Annotated in this window: 16 protein-coding genes; 8 read left to right on the top strand and 8 right to left on the bottom strand. The window is 54.4% G+C overall.

Going from position 1 to position 16,794, the window contains the following annotated elements:
- Nucleotides 1-24: 24 nt before the first annotated feature.
- The 6 genes from dnaE to WFO64_RS15985 all read left to right on the top strand — a co-directional run bounded on the left by dnaE (nucleotide 25) and on the right by WFO64_RS15985 (nucleotide 8,926).
- The gene (gene dnaE / locus WFO64_RS16010; protein WP_337013070.1) at nucleotides 25-3,507 is read left to right on the top strand and encodes a DNA polymerase III subunit alpha; all 3,483 of its coding nucleotides are present in this window, start codon (nucleotides 25-27) and stop codon (nucleotides 3,505-3,507) included.
- 12 nt (nucleotides 3,508-3,519) lie between these two features.
- Nucleotides 3,520-4,476, top strand: coding sequence for an acetyl-CoA carboxylase carboxyl transferase subunit alpha (gene accA / locus WFO64_RS16005; RefSeq protein ID WP_003852630.1), 957 nt, complete (start codon nucleotides 3,520-3,522; stop codon nucleotides 4,474-4,476).
- A 169-nt stretch (nucleotides 4,477-4,645) separates the two neighbouring features.
- The gene (locus WFO64_RS16000) at nucleotides 4,646-6,796 is read left to right on the top strand and encodes a lysine decarboxylase LdcC (protein ID WP_337013069.1); all 2,151 of its coding nucleotides are present in this window, start codon (nucleotides 4,646-4,648) and stop codon (nucleotides 6,794-6,796) included.
- Between the two features lie 63 nt (nucleotides 6,797-6,859).
- The gene (locus WFO64_RS15995) at nucleotides 6,860-7,249 is read left to right on the top strand and encodes a VOC family protein (protein ID WP_337013068.1); all 390 of its coding nucleotides are present in this window, start codon (nucleotides 6,860-6,862) and stop codon (nucleotides 7,247-7,249) included.
- Nucleotides 7,250-7,301: 52 nt separating this feature from the next.
- A complete protein-coding gene (gene tilS / locus WFO64_RS15990; protein ID WP_337013067.1) occupies nucleotides 7,302-8,621 on the top strand; it encodes a tRNA lysidine(34) synthetase TilS in 1,320 nt (439 codons plus the stop codon).
- On the top strand, nucleotides 8,618-8,926 hold the full coding sequence (locus tag WFO64_RS15985) for a c-type cytochrome (protein ID WP_337013066.1): 309 nt from the start codon (nucleotides 8,618-8,620) through the stop codon (nucleotides 8,924-8,926). Before tilS ends, WFO64_RS15985 begins: the two co-directional genes overlap by 4 nt.
- Nucleotides 8,927-8,967: 41 nt before the next feature.
- Here WFO64_RS15985 and rof read toward each other — a convergent pair whose 3' ends face one another.
- Both rof and WFO64_RS15975 read right to left on the bottom strand, forming a co-directional pair.
- Nucleotides 8,968-9,228, bottom strand: coding sequence for a Rho-binding antiterminator (gene rof / locus WFO64_RS15980; RefSeq protein WP_336999792.1), 261 nt, complete (start codon nucleotides 9,226-9,228; stop codon nucleotides 8,968-8,970).
- Nucleotides 9,215-9,415, bottom strand: coding sequence for a YaeP family protein (locus tag WFO64_RS15975; protein ID WP_337013065.1), 201 nt, complete (start codon nucleotides 9,413-9,415; stop codon nucleotides 9,215-9,217). Before WFO64_RS15975 ends, rof begins: the two co-directional genes overlap by 14 nt.
- A 217-nt stretch (nucleotides 9,416-9,632) precedes the next feature.
- Between WFO64_RS15975 and arfB the strand changes: the two genes are divergently transcribed.
- On the top strand, nucleotides 9,633-10,043 hold the full coding sequence (gene arfB / locus WFO64_RS15970) for an alternative ribosome rescue aminoacyl-tRNA hydrolase ArfB (protein WP_003852622.1): 411 nt from the start codon (nucleotides 9,633-9,635) through the stop codon (nucleotides 10,041-10,043).
- A 232-nt stretch (nucleotides 10,044-10,275) separates the two neighbouring features.
- Here arfB and proS read toward each other — a convergent pair whose 3' ends face one another.
- From proS to metN, 6 genes are all read right to left on the bottom strand, one after another.
- Entirely contained in the window at nucleotides 10,276-11,994 is a 1,719-nt protein-coding gene (gene proS / locus WFO64_RS15965; protein ID WP_337013064.1) for a proline--tRNA ligase, read from the bottom strand.
- A gap of 89 nt (nucleotides 11,995-12,083) precedes the next feature.
- Nucleotides 12,084-12,788, bottom strand: a complete 705-nt coding sequence (gene tsaA, locus WFO64_RS15960) for a tRNA (N6-threonylcarbamoyladenosine(37)-N6)-methyltransferase TrmO (protein ID WP_337013063.1) — start codon at nucleotides 12,786-12,788, stop codon at nucleotides 12,084-12,086.
- The gene (gene rcsF / locus WFO64_RS15955; RefSeq protein WP_337013062.1) at nucleotides 12,785-13,183 is read right to left on the bottom strand and encodes an Rcs stress response system protein RcsF; all 399 of its coding nucleotides are present in this window, start codon (nucleotides 13,181-13,183) and stop codon (nucleotides 12,785-12,787) included. The genes tsaA and rcsF overlap by 4 nt, the downstream gene beginning before the upstream one ends.
- A 128-nt stretch (nucleotides 13,184-13,311) precedes the next feature.
- Nucleotides 13,312-14,127 (bottom strand): MetQ/NlpA family lipoprotein, encoded by an 816-nt coding sequence (locus WFO64_RS15950; RefSeq protein ID WP_337013061.1) that lies wholly within the window; start codon nucleotides 14,125-14,127, stop codon nucleotides 13,312-13,314.
- 34 nt (nucleotides 14,128-14,161) lie between these two features.
- A complete protein-coding gene (locus tag WFO64_RS15945; protein WP_009091958.1) occupies nucleotides 14,162-14,815 on the bottom strand; it encodes a methionine ABC transporter permease MetI in 654 nt (217 codons plus the stop codon).
- Nucleotides 14,808-15,839, bottom strand: coding sequence for a methionine ABC transporter ATP-binding protein MetN (gene metN / locus WFO64_RS15940; RefSeq protein ID WP_337013060.1), 1,032 nt, complete (start codon nucleotides 15,837-15,839; stop codon nucleotides 14,808-14,810). Before metN ends, WFO64_RS15945 begins: the two co-directional genes overlap by 8 nt.
- Before the next feature lie 189 nt (nucleotides 15,840-16,028).
- Here metN and gmhB point away from each other — a divergent pair, with 189 nt between their 5' ends.
- On the top strand, nucleotides 16,029-16,589 hold the full coding sequence (gene gmhB / locus WFO64_RS15935) for a D-glycero-beta-D-manno-heptose 1,7-bisphosphate 7-phosphatase (protein WP_337013059.1): 561 nt from the start codon (nucleotides 16,029-16,031) through the stop codon (nucleotides 16,587-16,589).
- The last annotated feature ends 205 nt before the right edge of the window (nucleotides 16,590-16,794 follow it).

Here is a 16,794-nt window from a genome sequence, read left to right as displayed (position 1 = left end):
ACGCTGTTTTAACCGGAAACTGATATGGCTGAACCCCGTTTTATACATCTGCGTGTCCACAGTGACTATTCGATGGTTGATGGCCTGGCGAAAACCGGGCCGCTGATCAAGAAGGCGGCTGCCCTTGGCATGCCGGCTATCGCGATTACCGACTTCACTAACCTCTGTGGTCTGGTGAAATTCTACGGTGGTGCACACAGCGCAGGGATAAAGCCGGTCATTGGTGCCGATTTCAATGTGGCCAGTGAGCTAATGGGGGATGAACTAACACAGCTGACCGTGCTGGCGTCCAGTGATATCGGATATCAGAACCTGACGCTGTTGATCTCCCGTGCCTATCAACGCGGCTACGGCGTGGCCGGACCGATCATCGATCGTGATTGGTTGGTTGAATTGCAGGAAGGATTAATTCTGCTGTCGGGCGGACGGCGCGGCGATGTAGGTCGCAGCCTGCTGCGTGGCAACAATGCCCTGGTTTCGCAATGTCTGTCGTTTTACCAGCAGCACTTCTCCGACCGCTACTACCTGGAGCTGATTCGTACTGGCCGTCAGGACGAAGAGAGCTATCTGCATGCGGCCGTTGAACTGGCGATTGCAGAGGGAATACCGGTGGTCGCCACCAATGAAGTCTGCTTTATCAATGCAGACGATTTCGACGCTCATGAAATTCGCGTTGCCATTCATGATGGCTATACGCTGGATGACCCTAAGCGTCCGCGCAACTACAGTCCTCAGCAATATATGCGCAGCGAAGCGGAGATGTGCGAACTCTTCTCGGACATTCCCGAAGCGCTGGCCAACAGCGTAGAGATTGCTAAGCGTTGTAACGTCACCGTCCGGCTGGGCGAGTACTTCCTGCCGCAGTTCCCGACCGGTGACATGACCACCGAAGATTATCTGGTGGTGAAATCCCGTGAGGGTCTGGAAGAGCGTCTGGAGTTTCTGTTCCCGGACGAAGCCGAACGTCTGGAAAAACGCCCGGAATATGACGAGCGCCTGGAGATTGAACTCAACGTTATCAACCAGATGGGGTTCCCCGGCTACTTCCTGATCGTGATGGAGTTCATCCAATGGTCGAAGGACAACGGCGTCCCGGTCGGGCCGGGCCGTGGTTCCGGTGCCGGTTCACTGGTGGCCTATGCGCTGAAAATCACCGATATCGATCCGCTGGAATTTGACCTGCTGTTCGAACGCTTCCTGAACCCGGAACGTGTCTCGATGCCTGATTTCGACGTCGACTTCTGCATGGAGAAGCGCGATCAGGTGATTGAGCACGTCGCGGATATGTACGGACGTGAAGCGGTTTCCCAGATCATCACCTTCGGCACCATGGCGGCAAAAGCGGTCATCCGTGATGTGGGTCGTGTACTGGGTCACCCTTACGGTTTTGTCGATCGCATTTCAAAACTGATCCCGCCCGATCCCGGCATGACGCTGGAAAAAGCCTTTATTGCTGAACCGCAGCTTCCCGCCATGTATGACGCGGACGAAGAGGTTAAAGCGCTGATCGACATGGCGCGCAAGCTGGAAGGGGTCACGCGTAACGCCGGTAAACATGCGGGCGGCGTGGTCATTGCGCCAACGAAGATCACCGATTTTGCGCCGCTCTATTGCGATGAGCATGGGCAGTTCCCGGTCACCCAGTTCGATAAAAATGATGTGGAATATGCCGGCCTGGTGAAGTTCGACTTCCTGGGTCTGCGTACGCTGACCATCATCGACTGGGCGCTGAAGATGATCAACCCGCGCCGGGAAAAGCAGGGGCTGGAGCCGATCGATATCGCCTCTATCCCGCTGGATGATAAGAAAAGCTTCGATATGCTGCAGCGTTCGGAAACCACGGCGGTGTTCCAGCTTGAATCGCGCGGCATGAAAGATCTGATCAAGCGACTGAAGCCCGACTGCTTCGAAGATATGATCGCACTGGTGGCGCTGTTCCGTCCTGGCCCACTGCAGTCCGGCATGGTGGATAACTTCATCGACCGTAAGCATGGCCGGGAAGCGATCTCCTATCCCGACATTCAGTGGCAGCATGAAAGCCTGAAACCGGTGCTGGAACCGACCTACGGCATCATCCTCTATCAGGAACAGGTGATGCAGATCGCCCAGGTGCTTTCCGGTTATACCCTGGGCGGTGCAGATATGCTGCGTCGCGCCATGGGTAAAAAGAAACCCGAGGAGATGGCCAAACAGCGTTCAGTATTCCGCGACGGTGCCGAAAGTATGGGTATCGACGGCGAACTGTCGATGAAGATCTTCGATCTGGTAGAAAAATTTGCAGGCTATGGCTTTAACAAGTCACACTCAGCGGCTTACGCACTGGTGTCCTACCAGACGCTGTGGCTGAAAGCGCACTATCCGGCAGAGTTCATGGCGGCGGTGATGACCGCCGATATGGATAACACCGAGAAAGTGGTTGGTCTGGTGGATGAATGCTGGCGGATGGGGCTGAAAGTCCTGCCGCCCGATATCAACTCCGGTCTCTATCCGTTCCATGTTAATGACGCGGGCGAGATCGTTTACGGTATCGGCGCGATCAAAGGCGTCGGTGAAGGCCCGATCGAAGCGATCATCGACGCCCGTAACGAAGGCGGTTATTTCCGCGAGTTGTTTGATCTCTGCGCCCGTACTGACACCAAAAAGATCAACCGTCGGGTAATGGAAAAATTGATCATGTCCGGGGCCTTTGATCGCCTTGGACCTCATCGTGCTGCGCTGATGAGTTCACTCAGTGACGCGTTAAAAGCGGCCGATCAGCACGCGAAAGCGGAAGCGATTGGCCAGGCTGATATGTTTGGCGTACTGGCGGAAGAGCCGGAACAGGTTGAGAAATCGTACGCCAGCGTCACGCCGTGGCCTGAGCAGGTGCAGCTGGATGGCGAACGGGAAACGCTGGGGCTTTACCTTACCGGCCACCCGATTAATCAGTACCTGAAAGAAATTGAGCGTTACGTTGGCGGGGTGCGTCTTAAAGATATGCATCCTACCGATCGGGGTAAAATTACCGTGGCGGCCGGTCTGGTGATCGCCGCACGGGTAATGGTCACCAAACGCGGCAACCGAATTGGTATCTGTACTCTGGACGATCGCTCCGGTCGTCTTGAGGTGATGTTATTTACCGATGCGTTAGATAAATACCAGCAGTTGCTGGAGAAAGACCGAATCCTGATCGTCAGCGGACAGGTCAGCTTTGATGACTTCAGTGGCGGCCTTAAAATGACCGCTCGTGAAGTCATGGACATCGACGAAGCTCGCGAAAAATACGCGCGCGGACTTGCTATCTCGCTGACGGACAGGCAAATTGATGACCAGCTATTAAACCGGCTCCGTCAGTCCCTGGAACCTCATCGATCAGGGACGATTCCGGTGCATCTCTACTATCAGAGAGCCGACGCGCGAGCGAAGCTGCGCTTTGGTGCAGCGTGGCGAATTTCGCCCAGCGATCGTTTACTTAACGATCTGCGCTCGTTGATTGGATCGGAGCAGGTGGAACTGGAGTTTGACTAGAACAGGAACATTATGAGTCTTAATTACCTGGATTTTGAACAGCCAATTGCAGAACTGGAAGCGAAGATTGATTCGCTGACGTCGATTGGTCGTCAGGATGATAAACACGTTAATCTGGATGAAGAAGTTCAGCGTCTGCGTGAGAAAAGCGTTGAGCTGACCCGTAAAATCTTCGCCGATTTGGGCGCATGGCAGATTGCTCAACTGGCACGCCATCCTTTACGTCCTTACACCTTTGACTACGTTCGCAACGCTTTCGACGATTTCGATGAGCTGGCGGGCGACCGTGCTTATGCGGATGACAAAGCGATTGTCGGCGGGATTGCGCGTCTTGATGGACGTCCGGTGATGATCATCGGGCACCAGAAAGGCCGTGAGACCAAAGAGAAAATTCGCCGTAACTTCGGCATGCCAGCACCGGAAGGCTACCGCAAAGCGCTGCGTCTGATGGAGATGGCTGAACGTTTCAAAATGCCAATCATCACCTTCATCGACACACCGGGCGCGTATCCGGGCGTGGGCGCCGAAGAGCGTGGGCAGTCTGAAGCGATCGCCCGCAACCTGCGTGAAATGTCTGGCCTGAAAGTACCGGTAATCTGTACGGTGATCGGTGAAGGCGGTTCAGGTGGTGCGCTGGCGATTGGCGTGGGTGATAAAGTGAATATGCTGCAGTACAGCACCTATTCAGTGATCTCGCCAGAAGGCTGTGCATCCATTCTGTGGAAGAGCGCAGATAAAGCGCCGCTGGCCGCCGAAGCGATGGGCATTACGGCTCACCGTCTGAAAGAGCTGAAACTGATTGACTCCGTGATCCCTGAGCCGCTGGGTGGTGCACATCGTCGTCCGGTGGATATGGCGCAGTCACTGAAGCAGCAGCTGCTGGCAGACCTGGCTGATCTCGATGGATTAAGTACCGAAGAGCTACTGGATCGTCGTTATCAGCGCCTGATGAGTTACGGCTACGCCTGATTCTAGCTCATCAATAAAAGCGGACTCCGGTCCGCTTTTTTTATGTCGCCAGTTTAGCCTCCGCACGCTTTCTGACGCCTTTCAGCCTCATCTGATCGTCCCCTTGCTACACCTTACCGGAGTTAGCGGTTATGCTTGTCCGGTTCCATAACAATCAGGGAGAGGGGCATTGAATATTCTGGCGATCATGGGCGCGCACGGCGTGTTTTATAAAGATGAACCGTTACGCGAACTCGACGCGGCGTTAAATCTGCAAGGCTTCCAGCTGCTTTACCCGAAAAACAGTGACGATCTGCTGAAACTGATCGAACACAATCCGCGTATCAGCGGCGTCATCTTCGACTGGGACGCACACAACAGTCCGGCGCTGTGCGGTGAGATAAATCAGCTTAACGAATATCTGCCCCTGTATGCCTTTATCAATACGCATTCGCAGATGGACATCAGCATTAATGAGATGCGCATGCCGCTGCACTTCTTTGAGTATGCGCTGAATGCCGCCGACGATATCGCGCTGCATATCCGGCAGTATACCAACGACTATCTTGATCACATCACACCACCGCTGACCAAAGCGCTATTCACCTATGTGAAAGAGGGCAAGTACACCTTCTGCACGCCGGGTCACATGGCGGGCACCGCATTTCAGAAGAGCCCGGTAGGCTGCCTGTTCTATGATTTCTTCGGGGCCAATACCCTGAAGTCGGACATCTCCATTTCAGTGACCGAGCTGGGTTCGCTGCTGGATCACACCGGCCCGCATCTTGAAGCTGAAGAGTACATCGCACGCACGTTTGGCGCCGAGCAGAGTTATATGGTGACCAACGGCACCTCAACGTCGAACAAAATTGTCGGCATGTATGCCGCACCGGCGGGCAGTACCGTGCTGATTGATCGCAACTGTCACAAGTCACTGACCCACCTGCTGATGATGAGCGATCTGATCCCCATCTGGCTGAAGCCGACCCGCAATGCGCTGGGTATTCTCGGCGGTATCCCGAAGCAGGAGTTCACCCGGGAGAGCATTACGCAGAAGGTCGCGACCACCGATCGTGCCACCTGGCCGGTTCATGCTGTGATCACCAACTCTACTTATGATGGATTGCTCTACAACACCCCGTACATCAAAGAGACGCTGGATGTGCCGTCAATTCATTTCGATTCGGCCTGGGTGCCTTACACCAATTTTCACCCTATTTACGCCGGTAAAAGCGGCATGAGTGGCGACCGCATCCCTGGCAAAGTGGTGTATGAAACGCAATCGACTCACAAACTGCTGGCGGCATTTTCGCAGGCATCAATGATTCACATTAAAGGCGACTACGACGAACAGACGTTTAATGAAGCCTACATGATGCACACCACTACCTCGCCCAATTACGCCATCGTCTCCTCGATTGAAACCGCTGCCGCCATGCTGCGCGGCAATCCCGGTAAGCGACTGATTAATCGCTCGGTGGAACGCGCGCTGCACTTCCGGCGTGAGATCCAGCGCCTGCGCGAAGAGTCTGACAGCTGGTTCTTTGATATCTGGCAGCCGGAGCAGATTGACGAAGCGCAGTGCTGGCCGATCCAGCCTGGCGACGAAGAGTGGCACGGATTTACTCAGGCCGATCGCGATCACATGTACCTCGATCCGATCAAGGTGACTATCCTGACGCCGGGCATGAGCGAGTTGGGTGAAATGGCGGAAGAGGGGATCCCGGCCGCGCTGGTGGCGAAGTTTCTGGATGAGCGCGGCATTGTAGTGGAGAAGACCGGCCCTTATAACCTGCTGTTTCTGTTCAGTATCGGTATCGACAAAACCAAAGCGATGAGCGTGCTGCGCGGTCTGACCGAGTTCAAACGCGCCTACGATCTCAATCTGCGGGTGAAAAACATGCTGCCGGATCTCTATGCTGAAGATCCCGACTTCTATCGCAATATGCGCATTCAGACACTGGCGCAGGGGATCCATCAGCTCATCCGCCATCACGATTTACCGCGTCTCATGCTGCAGGCGTTTGATGTCCTGCCCGAAATGAAGATGACACCACATCAGGCATTTCAGCAGCAGGTGAAGGGCAATATCGAAACGGTGGATCTCAGCGAACTGGTCGGGCGGGTATCGGCCAACATGATTCTGCCTTATCCGCCAGGCGTCCCACTGGTGATGCCGGGCGAGATGATCACCGAGAAGAGCCGTGCGGTGCTCGATTTTCTACTGATGCTGTGCAGCATTGGCCGGCATTATCCGGGCTTCGAAACCGATATTCACGGTGCCAGCCTGACGGAAGAGGGCGAGTACCGCGTCCGTGTGTTAAAAAACGATCTCGCTTAGGTTTTTAAACGACTATCACCGGCAGGGTGTTTGCAGACACCCGGCCTGATCAGGGAATTGAACATGTTGCAGTTAAGCGCTATTCACCACATTGCCATCATCGCCTCCGACTATCAGCGCAGCAAAGCGTTTTATTGTGACGTACTGGGCTTCCGTCTGATGAGCGAAGTTTACCGCGAGGCGCGCGATTCCTGGAAAGGTGATCTGGCCTTACAGGATCGCTATACCATTGAGCTGTTCTCTTTTCCTGAGCCGCCGGCGCGGGTCAGTCATCCCGAGGCGTGTGGCCTGCGTCATCTGGCCTTTACCGTGCCTGATGTTGCTGCTGCCGTCGCGACGCTGGCCGATAAAGGCGTTATCTGCGAACCCATTCGCATCGATGCACTGACTGGAAAATACTGTACTTTCTTTGCCGATCCGGATGGTTTGCCGCTGGAGCTTTATCAGGCGTAAAATAGCGCGCTTAGCGGGCAACATTTAGTGGCCCGATTTTCTGGATTCTGCCATGCCTTTGCCCGCTTTTTATGCCCTGTTGCAACCCGATGCCGCGCTGGTGGTTGCGTTCAGCGGCGGACTCGATTCAACGGTACTGCTGCATCAGCTTCGCGGCTGGCAGCAGCAGCATCCTCAGTCGCGCCTGAGGGCGTTGCATGTTCACCATGGGCTAAGCCCTAATGCCGAACGTTGGGCAATACATTGCCAGACGATATGTGAGCAGTGGCAGCTGCCATTTGAAGTGCTGCGCGTTATCGTGGATGGCAGGGAAAAGGGGATTGAAGCGGCGGCCCGCGATGCCCGTTATCAGGTGCTGGGTGCGGCATTGCAGCCGGGGGAAGTGCTACTTACCGCGCAGCACCTCGACGATCAGTGTGAAACATTTCTGCTGGCGCTCAAGCGCGGCAGTGGTCCAGCCGGGCTGGCTGCGATGCCTTCATCGCGTATGCTGGGATCCAATCCGCTGCTGCGTCCTCTGCTTAATCAGTCGCGACAGTCGCTTGAGGCCTATGCCGACGCACACCAGCTGGTATGGATTGAAGATGAGAGCAATCAGGACGTTCGCTATGACCGCAACTTCCTCCGTCAGCGGCTGCTGCCTGAGCTTTGTCAGCGGTGGCCCCATTTTACTCAGGCAACAGCCCGAAGCGCGGCGTTGTGCAGTGAGCAGGAGCAGTTGCTTGATGAACTGCTCGCCGGGCAACTGGCTGAGCTGATCCAGCCTGACGGCAGCCTGCACTTTCCGCCCTTGATGGCCATGAGTGAGTTGCGTGCTAATGCGTTATTGCGCCGCTGGATTGCCGGGCAGGGCGGTGTGATGCCGTCCCGTGAAGCGCTGAACCGCATTCGCGATGAAGTGATGGCGAGCCGGGAGGATGCACAGCCCCGGCTGCAATTCGGTCAGGCTGAACTCCGTCGTTACCGTCAGCAGCTCTACTGGCTGCCGTTGCTCAGTTCACTGCGCGGTATAACGCTGGCATGGCGCGATCTCGGCCAACCGCTGACATTACCGCAGCACATCGGCACGCTGCGTGCCAGCCCGTCGCAGAGCCTGTTGCGCTATCCTGAGCCCGATGAGCAGGTCAGCGTACGCTTCCATGCGCAGGGACACGTCCATCTGGTAGGCCGTAATGGCGGAAGGGAAATGAAAAAGCTGTGGCAGGAGTTACAGATACCGCCGTGGCAGCGTGAACGGCTGCCGTTAATTTTTTATAACCAGACGCTGATCTGTGTTCCGAATCTCGTTGTCACCCGTGATGGTGCGGCTACCGATCAGCAGGGCTGGCAGATAGTCTGGGATGAGGCATCCAGCGCAGGAGAACAACAATGAAGCAGTGGCTTATCGCCTGTTTAGTGGCGGTTGTATTACCGGCCTGGGCTGTGGGTGATGTGCAGCGCGGTGCCCAGAAAGCAGGCAATTGTATGGCCTGTCATGGCGCAGAAGGAAAAGCGACGGTGCCGCTCTACCCCAATCTGGCCGGGCAACATGCCCCTTATCTGGAACATGCCCTGCAGGCCTATAAAAAGGGCGAACGCAGTGGCGGTCAGGCTGAGGTCATGAAGGCGTTTGTGGCGGGATTGAGTGATAGCGATATGGCGGATTTGGCGGCGTACTACGGTTCGTTGCAGCCCTGACGTTTGACAGGGGCGGGAATATCCCGCCCGAAATGCGTGGATTACTCTGCGCTGACAACTACCGTGCCCAGCTCGGGATGGGTGAAGCTGGCGATATGGTCGAGACGTAATTCGCGATGTTCACCAGAAAGATCGATGGCCAGATATTCCACATTCTTACGTGAAAAGATCTCTTTGGCCTTTGCCTTAAGCTGTTCGCCATCTTTCATTTCCAGCGACAGCATCCAGTTGTTCTGGCAGGCGAGTTCCAGATTATCGTAATCATCGCAATTGATAGGTTGGTACGCTTTATTTATCAACATAGTCGCTCACCAATAAGTTAGCAGCGGCGTAGGCCGCCTGTTCCCTGACAGAAGAGTTTAGCTCAGTATCTGCGGCAATATCATTAAGTGCCTTCAATGCGCAGCCAACCGCATCCGGTATGTAACCTAAATCCCCGCTGCCGATTTCGGCATATTTCCGGCGAACTAACTCACAATAATTTTGCACGTGGCCCTCCTCGGCAGAGCGTAAATACTCTGGTTAACTGGCGACTATATCATAGCCATTTAGTGGAAATCAGCCTGTGTAAAGCAGGAACAGTGCGCTAAACACTGCTAAAGTGACAGATTCCGCTGTCTGAGGCGGAAAGAATAAGAGCACAAAAGGTTAATTTTATGAACAGGTTATCGGAGGTCAACGTGGTTAAGGTGTGGGGAGCGAGTTGATGATTATGCTATCCCGTTCGGTTGAGATTCCGGAAAGTGAGATTGAACTGACGGCGATTCGCGCCCAGGGCGCAGGCGGACAACACGTCAACAAAGCCAGTACTGCCATTCATCTGCGCTTCGATATTGCCGCCTCTTCGCTTCCCGCGTTTTATAAAGAGCGGCTGCTGACCGCCAGCCATCATCTGATTACCGGTGATGGCGTCGTGGTGATCAAGGCGCAGGAGTATCGCAGTCAGGAGATGAATCGCGAAGCGGCACTGCAACGTCTGGTTAATCTGATCCAGGAACTGAGTACCGTTGAAAAAGCCCGGCGCGCCACGCGGCCGACCCGCGCTTCAAAAGAGCGCCGTCTGGAAGGAAAGGCCCGCCGCAGTTCAACTAAATCGATGCGCGGCAAGGTGCAATAAAAAACGCCCCGCAGGCGGGGCGTTTGAGTACTTACAATGTCAGGGGCGAGCGGCGAAGAGATCGAGCCTGCTCAGGGAATGGGGTCAGATCGGAAAGTCGCTAAAGCCATCCATGGCCGCTCGGCCCGCACCTCCCCTGGCGCGGGACGCTTTCCTCTTCTGACCCGGTTCCCTTCGCGTTGAGCTCATCCGTTGCGGCCAGATTCAGCCCGCTTTGATTAACGCTAAGAACTTACTTCTTCAGAGCCTTCAGCAGGAATTCAACAATTTCATCCTGCTTAATCATCTGCTTCTCACCGGCACGGCGCGATTTATATTCAATCTCCTGATTGTCGAGATTGCGGTCGCCGATGACGATGGTGTGTGGCACACCGATCAGTTCCATATCCGCGAACATCACGCCTGGACGCTCTTTACGGTCATCCAGGATAACCTCAACGCCTTTGGCACGCAGTGTGGCATAAAGCTCTTCCGCCAGCTCTTTAACCCGGAACGATTTCTGCATATTCATTGGCAGAATCGCGACCTCGAAAGGTGCCAGTGCGGCTGGCCAGATGATGCCGCGATCGTCATGGTTCTGTTCAATCGCTGCGGCGACAACGCGGGTGATGCCGATGCCATAGCAGCCCATGCTCATCACCTGATTACGGCCATCTTCGCCCTGAACCGACGCTTTCAGCGCGTCAGAATACTTGGTGCCGAGCTGGAAAATATGCCCGACTTCGATGCCGCGCTTAATTTGCAGTGTGCCTTTACCATCCGGGCTTATATCGCCTTCGACCACGTTGCGGATATCCGCTACGCTGGCCAGCGGCAGATCGCGCTCCCAGTTAATACCGAAGTAGTGCTTACCATCAACATTGGCACCGGCGCTGAAGTCACTCATCTTCGCCACGGTTCGGTCGGCAATGACTGGTATCTGCAGACCCACTGGCCCGATAGAACCCGGTCCGGCACCCACAGCGGCACGAATCTCTTCTTCAGTCGCGAACACCAGTGGTGAAGCAACGACGGCCGACTTCTCCGCTTTGATTTCATTAAGCTGATGATCGCCGCGTACCAGCAGGGCAACCAGCGCATGACCGCTCTCTTCAGCACCTTTAACAATCAGCGTCTTCACTGTTTTTTCAACAGGCACATTGAATTGCTCAACCAGCTCCGCGATGGTTTTTGCGTCTGGCGTTTCGACCAGCTGCATCTCCTGCGACGGCGCTGCGCGTTCACCGGCAGGTGCAACAGCTTCGGCCAGCTCAATATTGGCCGCGTAATCAGAATCGGTAGAGAAAATCACATCATCTTCACCACTCTGCGCCAGCACCTGAAACTCATGGGATGCACTGCCGCCAATCGAGCCGGTGTCGGCCTGCACGGCGCGGAAATCCAGGCCCATACGGCTGAAGATCTGGCTATAGGCGCGGTACATCGCGTCATACGTTTCCTGCAGTGACTCCTGCGAAACGTGGAACGAGTAAGCATCTTTCATGATGAATTCACGTGAACGCATCACGCCAAAGCGCGGACGGACTTCATCACGGAATTTGGTCTGGATCTGATAAAGGTTGAGCGGCAGTTGCTTATAAGAGCTCAGCTCATTGCGGATCAGGTCAGTGACCACCTCTTCATGCGTCGGACCCAGCACGAACGGACGCTCGTGGCGATCGGCAATACGTAACAGTTCTGGTCCATACTCCTCCCAGCGACCGCTCTCTTGCCACAGGTCGGCGGGCTGCACAACCGGCATTAAAATCTCAACCGCGCCCGCGTTGTTCATCTCTTCGCGCACGATGTTTTCGACTTTTTTCAGCACGCGAACCCCGGTCGGTAACCAGGTGTACAAGCCAGAAGCCAGTTTGCGGATCATACCGGCGCGCAGCATCAGCTGATGGCTGATCACTTCAGCGTCGGAAGGCGTCTCTTTCTGAGTAGAGAGCAGATATTGAGTAGTACGCATTGATTACGGTTCCAGTTGATCGGAAAGTCACAGACAGAATTTTGCTGGCGGCTAGTGTACCAGTGAGATCACCGGCTCAAAAGCGGGTTTTAACGCGGGTCGATAGCGATCACTTCAGTACCGGCATCGTCAATGCGCCAGCGTACATTAAAATCCATCAGCCAGGCCGCATATTCCCGCATCTGCGTTTCGCCCTGACGATAAGCGGGACGGGGGTCCTGTGCCAGCACTTCACTGATGAAGCGTGCCAGATGGGGGTAGCGCGACTGTTGGTGCAGTTGCTGTTGTGCCTGAGCCGAGAAGCGAACAGGCATATCCGCCGCAGGGGCCGTCTGGGCAAAACCTGCCTGGGCATGGGGTAGCGCTTCGGCAAAGGGCAGATAAGGTTTGATATCCACCACCGGGGTCCCATCGACCAAATCCAAACTGCCAAACTGCAGGATCACCTGCTGTTTTTCAATCCTGATACCTTTTAGCTCAACCAGCGACATGCCAATGGGATTGGGACGGAACGTGGAACGTGTAGCGAATACACCCATGCGCGCATTGCCGCCCAATCGGGGAGGGCGAACCGTGGGACGCCAGCCGCTCGCCATCGTCTGATGAAAAACAAACAGCAGCCAGAGGTGGCTGAACGCTTCCAGTCCACGCACCGCGTCCGGCTGATTGTAAGGTGGCTGCAGGTGTAGTTCACCGCCGCCATCCTGCACCAGCCCTGGCTGACGTGGTACGGCAAACTTCTCCTTCCACGGCGAACGGATGACGCCAATTTGCGCAAAAGCGAATTCACTCATTGATTGCTGACTTTCAGTGCTGAACCCTGACACACGGCCTGACGATAGCAGCCTGGCGTGCCGGTTACGATTTCACACTGATGCAGCAGCACAGCATTGGCTTTCATCTGTGACGCTCTGATCTGCAGACGTTTACGTGCGGTGGCGATGTTAGCTGGCGAGTTCTGATTGCTGATCTGGCAATCTTCAGCGGAGACTTCACCCAGATCGCGGAAGGGTTTGCTGACCAGATCAGCTGCATCGTTATAGAGCTTGACTGGAGCCGAGCGTGCCGCAGGTTTGTGGGTCGGTTCACTGGATTGCTGCGGCCGGGACGGTGCGCTGCTTATCGGGCGATACTCATGAACACACCCTGTCAGCATCAATGCTAACAAGCAGAGCGGTAAAAAACGCATGGCAACATCCTCAGATTTCAAAAAGTGGCGTTATTGAAACAAGGACAGGAATAAATAACAAGTCGGGCAGGGCACCCAATAATAGAAAGGGCGGCATAGCGCCGCCCTTAAGGAGATGAACGGCTTAATTACCAGCCTTTAACTGCGCCGCCGTTAAAGACCTTGTTAGCGGCTTCGTTCACTTCGTCAGACTGGTAAGCCTGAACGAACTTCTTCACGTTTTCCGCATCTTTATTATCTTCACGGGCAACAATCAGGTTGACGTAAGGTGAATCTTTATCTTCGACAAAGATGCCATCTTTGGCTGGTGTCAGGCCAATCTGGCTGGCGTAGGTGGTGTTGATCACCGCCAGCGCAATCTGCTGATCGTCCAGTGAGCGCGGCAGCTGTGGCGCTTCCAGCTCAACAATTTTCAGATGCTTAGGGTTCTCAGTGATATCCAGCGAGGTTGGCAGTAATCCCACGCCATCTTTCAGTTTAATCAGACCGACTTTCTGCAGCAGCAGTAATGTACGGCCCAGGTTGGTCGGGTCGTTTGGAATGGCAACCTGCGCGCCATCCTGCAGCTCATCCAGTGATTTGATCTTTTTCGAATAACCCGCGATTGGGTAAACGAAGGAGTTACCCACTGAAACCAGCTTGTAGCCACGATCTTTGATCTGCTGATCCAGATAAGGCTTGTGCTGGAAGGCGTTGACGTCGATGTCGCCTTTGCTCAGTGCTTCATTCGGCAGTACGTAATCGTTGAAGGTCACCAGCTCAACGTCCAGACCATATTTCTCTTTGGCAACTTTCTGCGCTGCTTCAGCAACCTGCTGCTCAGCACCGACAATCACGCCCACTTTGATGTGGTTAGGATCTTTCTCTTTTTGATCGCATCCTGCCAGCGCAATCGCGCCAATCAGTGCACCCACAGCGGCAATTTTCTTGAATCTGAAAGACATATCCTTTCCTTCTTAATAATGTGATATTGCTGGCTTATTTATGGGACACCGCACGCACGATGCGGTCGCCACAGAATTGAATGAGATACACCAAAACCACTAACAACACCAATACCGTATTCATCACAGTGGCGTTGTATCCGATATAACCATACTGATAACCGATCTGACCCAGACCACCGGCACCCACTGCGCCACCCATGGCGGAGTAACCGACCAGGGTAATCAGGGTAATGGTGGCTGCATTCACCAGGCCAGGCATCGCTTCCGGCAGCAGAACCTTACGGACGATCTGCATTGGCGTTGCGCCCATAGCACGTGACGCTTCGATGAGGCCGGTAGGGAGTTCCAGCAAGGCATTTTCAACCATACGTGCGATAAACGGCGCAGCGCCTACGGTCAGCGGTACGATGGCCGCCTGTAATCCGATGGAGGTGCCGACGATGACGCGGGTAAAGGGAATCATCCAGACCAGTAAAATGATGAACGGAATGGAGCGGAAGATATTCACCAGCGCGGAGAGCACGCGGTATAACCCCTGATTCTGCAGAATCTGCCCCGGACGGGTGACATAAAGTAAAACGCCAACCGGCAGGCCCAGTACAAAACCGAAAAAGCCCGAGACGAAGGTCATCATCAGCGTTTCCCACACGCCCCGTCCCAGCAACCACATCATCGCTTCAGACATAACCTAACACCTCTACTTTCACATGATTCTCCTTCAGCCAGGCTATCGCCTCGCGGGTATCGCTTTCTGTGCCGTGCATTTCGGCCAGCATAATGCCGAACTTCACGCCACCGGCGTAATCCATCTGGGCACTGATAATGTTGTTATTCACGTTGTAACGCCGAGCCGCTTCAGAAAGCAGAGGTGCATCAACCGATTTACCGGTGAATTCCATTCGCAGTAAGGGCACGGTGCCTTCAGCTGCGGTGGCAGAAAGACGCTGCTGGTAATCATCCGGGATATCCAGATGCAGAGTCGACTGAATAAACTGCTGTGCTAGCGGCGTCTTAGGATGCGAGAAAACCTCACTGACGCTATCTTTCTCAATCAACTCACCATGACTGATGACCGCAACCTGATCGCAGATGCGTTTCACTACATCCATTTCATGAGTGATCAGCAGAATCGTCAGTCCAAGCCGGCGATTGATGTCTTTCAGTAATTCCAGAATGGAGCGCGTAGTCGCAGGATCCAGTGCGCTGGTGGCTTCATCACACAGCAGAACTTTAGGATTGCTGGCCAAGGCCCGGGCAATCGCGACGCGCTGCTTCTGTCCGCCCGAGAGATTAGCAGGCCAGGCATCATGTTTATCGGACAATCCCACCAGTTCCAGCAGCTCTGTGACGCGAGCGTTGATCTGAGCGCGTGAGAGATTCCCCAGTTCCAGTGGGAGAGAAACGTTGCCCGCGACGGTACGGGAGTTCATCAGGTTAAAGTGCTGGAAAATCATGCCGATCTGTCGGCGCGCCTGGGTTAACTGACGTTCGTTAAGTGCAGTTAAATCAGCCCCGTCGACCAGCACACGGCCTGAGGTAGGGCGCTCCAGCAGGTTCACGCAACGAATCAATGTACTTTTACCGGCACCGGAAGCGCCAATAACGCCATAAATCTGTCCGGCAGGTACGTGCAGGCTGACATCCGTCAATGCCGGAATAGACCGCGCGCCTTGCTGAAACACCTTGGTGATATTTTCTAATTTAATCATTATGTTATTAATTATCGTGTTGCGTTGTCCGTGGTGTGGGAAGACCCGTCATTTTTATTCGGTATATAAGCTGGATGGATGTTAAGGCATCCAGACGTCTAAATCAATGGAAGTGCTTCAATCTGACATTCTCCCTTTTATAGCAATCATGCGATACTGATCGGCAATTTTTACAGCAGGAGTTTCTACGTGGCGAATAAAGTCCCCGCTATTTTTCTTGATCGTGATGGCACCCTTAATGTCGACAATGGATATGTCCATGAGATCGATGACTTCCAATTTATTGATGGCACGATTGAAGCGCTGCAACAACTGAAGACAATGGGATTTGCGCTGGTGGTCGTGACCAATCAGTCCGGCATCGCGCGCGGTATGTTTACCGAAGATACCTTTATGCGGCTGACAGAATGGATGGACTGGTCGCTGGCCGACCGCGATGTTGATCTTGATGGCATCTATTTCTGTCCTCACCATCCCGAAGCAACAGTAGACGAATTCCGTCAGACATGTGACTGCCGTAAGCCTCAGCCTGGCATGCTGTTGACGGCCCAGGAAGAGCTGCATATTGATATGGCCGCTTCTTATATGGTGGGGGATAAACTCGAAGATATGCTGGCAGGGCAGGCTGCCGGTGTCGGCACAAAAGTGCTGGTACGCAGTGGCAAACCGGTCACGGCTGAAGGCGAAGCTACAGCAGATTGGGTGATTAATAGCCTTGCAGAACTGCCAGGACGCATTAAAAAGGGGTAAAACGGCCCTTTTGTGCAAAATTCAGACGAACAGAAAAAAACTCTCAATTTGCACTTGCGCTATCTGAGCCGTTCCCTATAATGCGCCTCCATCAACACGGCACACCGGCAACGGGAAACGGGTTGAGAGGCGCAGGAGACTGGGCCGCCGGAGAAAAACTTCTGAAATAGAGGTTGACTCTGCAGGAGGAACGCGTAATATACGC

It is taken from the genome of Pantoea sp. AS142 (assembly GCF_037152305.1).
Classification (GTDB): Bacteria; Pseudomonadota; Gammaproteobacteria; order Enterobacterales; family Enterobacteriaceae; genus Pantoea.
Note: the sequence above shows the minus strand (reverse complement) of the source record. Positions and strands in the feature narration are given on the sequence as shown.

Excerpts from the sequence above, each read along its gene's own strand:
- dnaE (WP_337013070.1), top strand. The coding sequence starts at position 25 with ATGGCTGAACCCCGTTTTATACATCTGCGTGTCCACAGTGACTATTCG.
- WFO64_RS15985 (WP_337013066.1), top strand. The coding sequence starts at position 8,618 with ATGAAGCAGTGGCTTATCGCCTGTTTAGTGGCGGTTGTATTACCGGCC.
- WFO64_RS15945 (WP_009091958.1), bottom strand. The coding sequence starts at position 14,815 with ATGTCTGAAGCGATGATGTGGTTGCTGGGACGGGGCGTGTGGGAAACG.
- WFO64_RS15950 (WP_337013061.1), bottom strand. The coding sequence starts at position 14,127 with ATGTCTTTCAGATTCAAGAAAATTGCCGCTGTGGGTGCACTGATTGGC.
- tsaA (WP_337013063.1), bottom strand. The coding sequence starts at position 12,788 with ATGAGTGAATTCGCTTTTGCGCAAATTGGCGTCATCCGTTCGCCGTGG.
- proS (WP_337013064.1), bottom strand. The coding sequence starts at position 11,994 with ATGCGTACTACTCAATATCTGCTCTCTACTCAGAAAGAGACGCCTTCC.
- rof (WP_336999792.1), bottom strand. The coding sequence starts at position 9,228 with ATGTTGATAAATAAAGCGTACCAACCTATCAATTGCGATGATTACGAT.
- rcsF (WP_337013062.1), bottom strand. The coding sequence starts at position 13,183 with ATGCGTTTTTTACCGCTCTGCTTGTTAGCATTGATGCTGACAGGGTGT.
- arfB (WP_003852622.1), top strand. The coding sequence starts at position 9,633 with ATGATTATGCTATCCCGTTCGGTTGAGATTCCGGAAAGTGAGATTGAA.
- metN (WP_337013060.1), bottom strand. The coding sequence starts at position 15,839 with ATGATTAAATTAGAAAATATCACCAAGGTGTTTCAGCAAGGCGCGCGG.
- tilS (WP_337013067.1), top strand. The coding sequence starts at position 7,302 with ATGCCTTTGCCCGCTTTTTATGCCCTGTTGCAACCCGATGCCGCGCTG.
- accA (WP_003852630.1), top strand. The coding sequence starts at position 3,520 with ATGAGTCTTAATTACCTGGATTTTGAACAGCCAATTGCAGAACTGGAA.
- WFO64_RS15995 (WP_337013068.1), top strand. The coding sequence starts at position 6,860 with ATGTTGCAGTTAAGCGCTATTCACCACATTGCCATCATCGCCTCCGAC.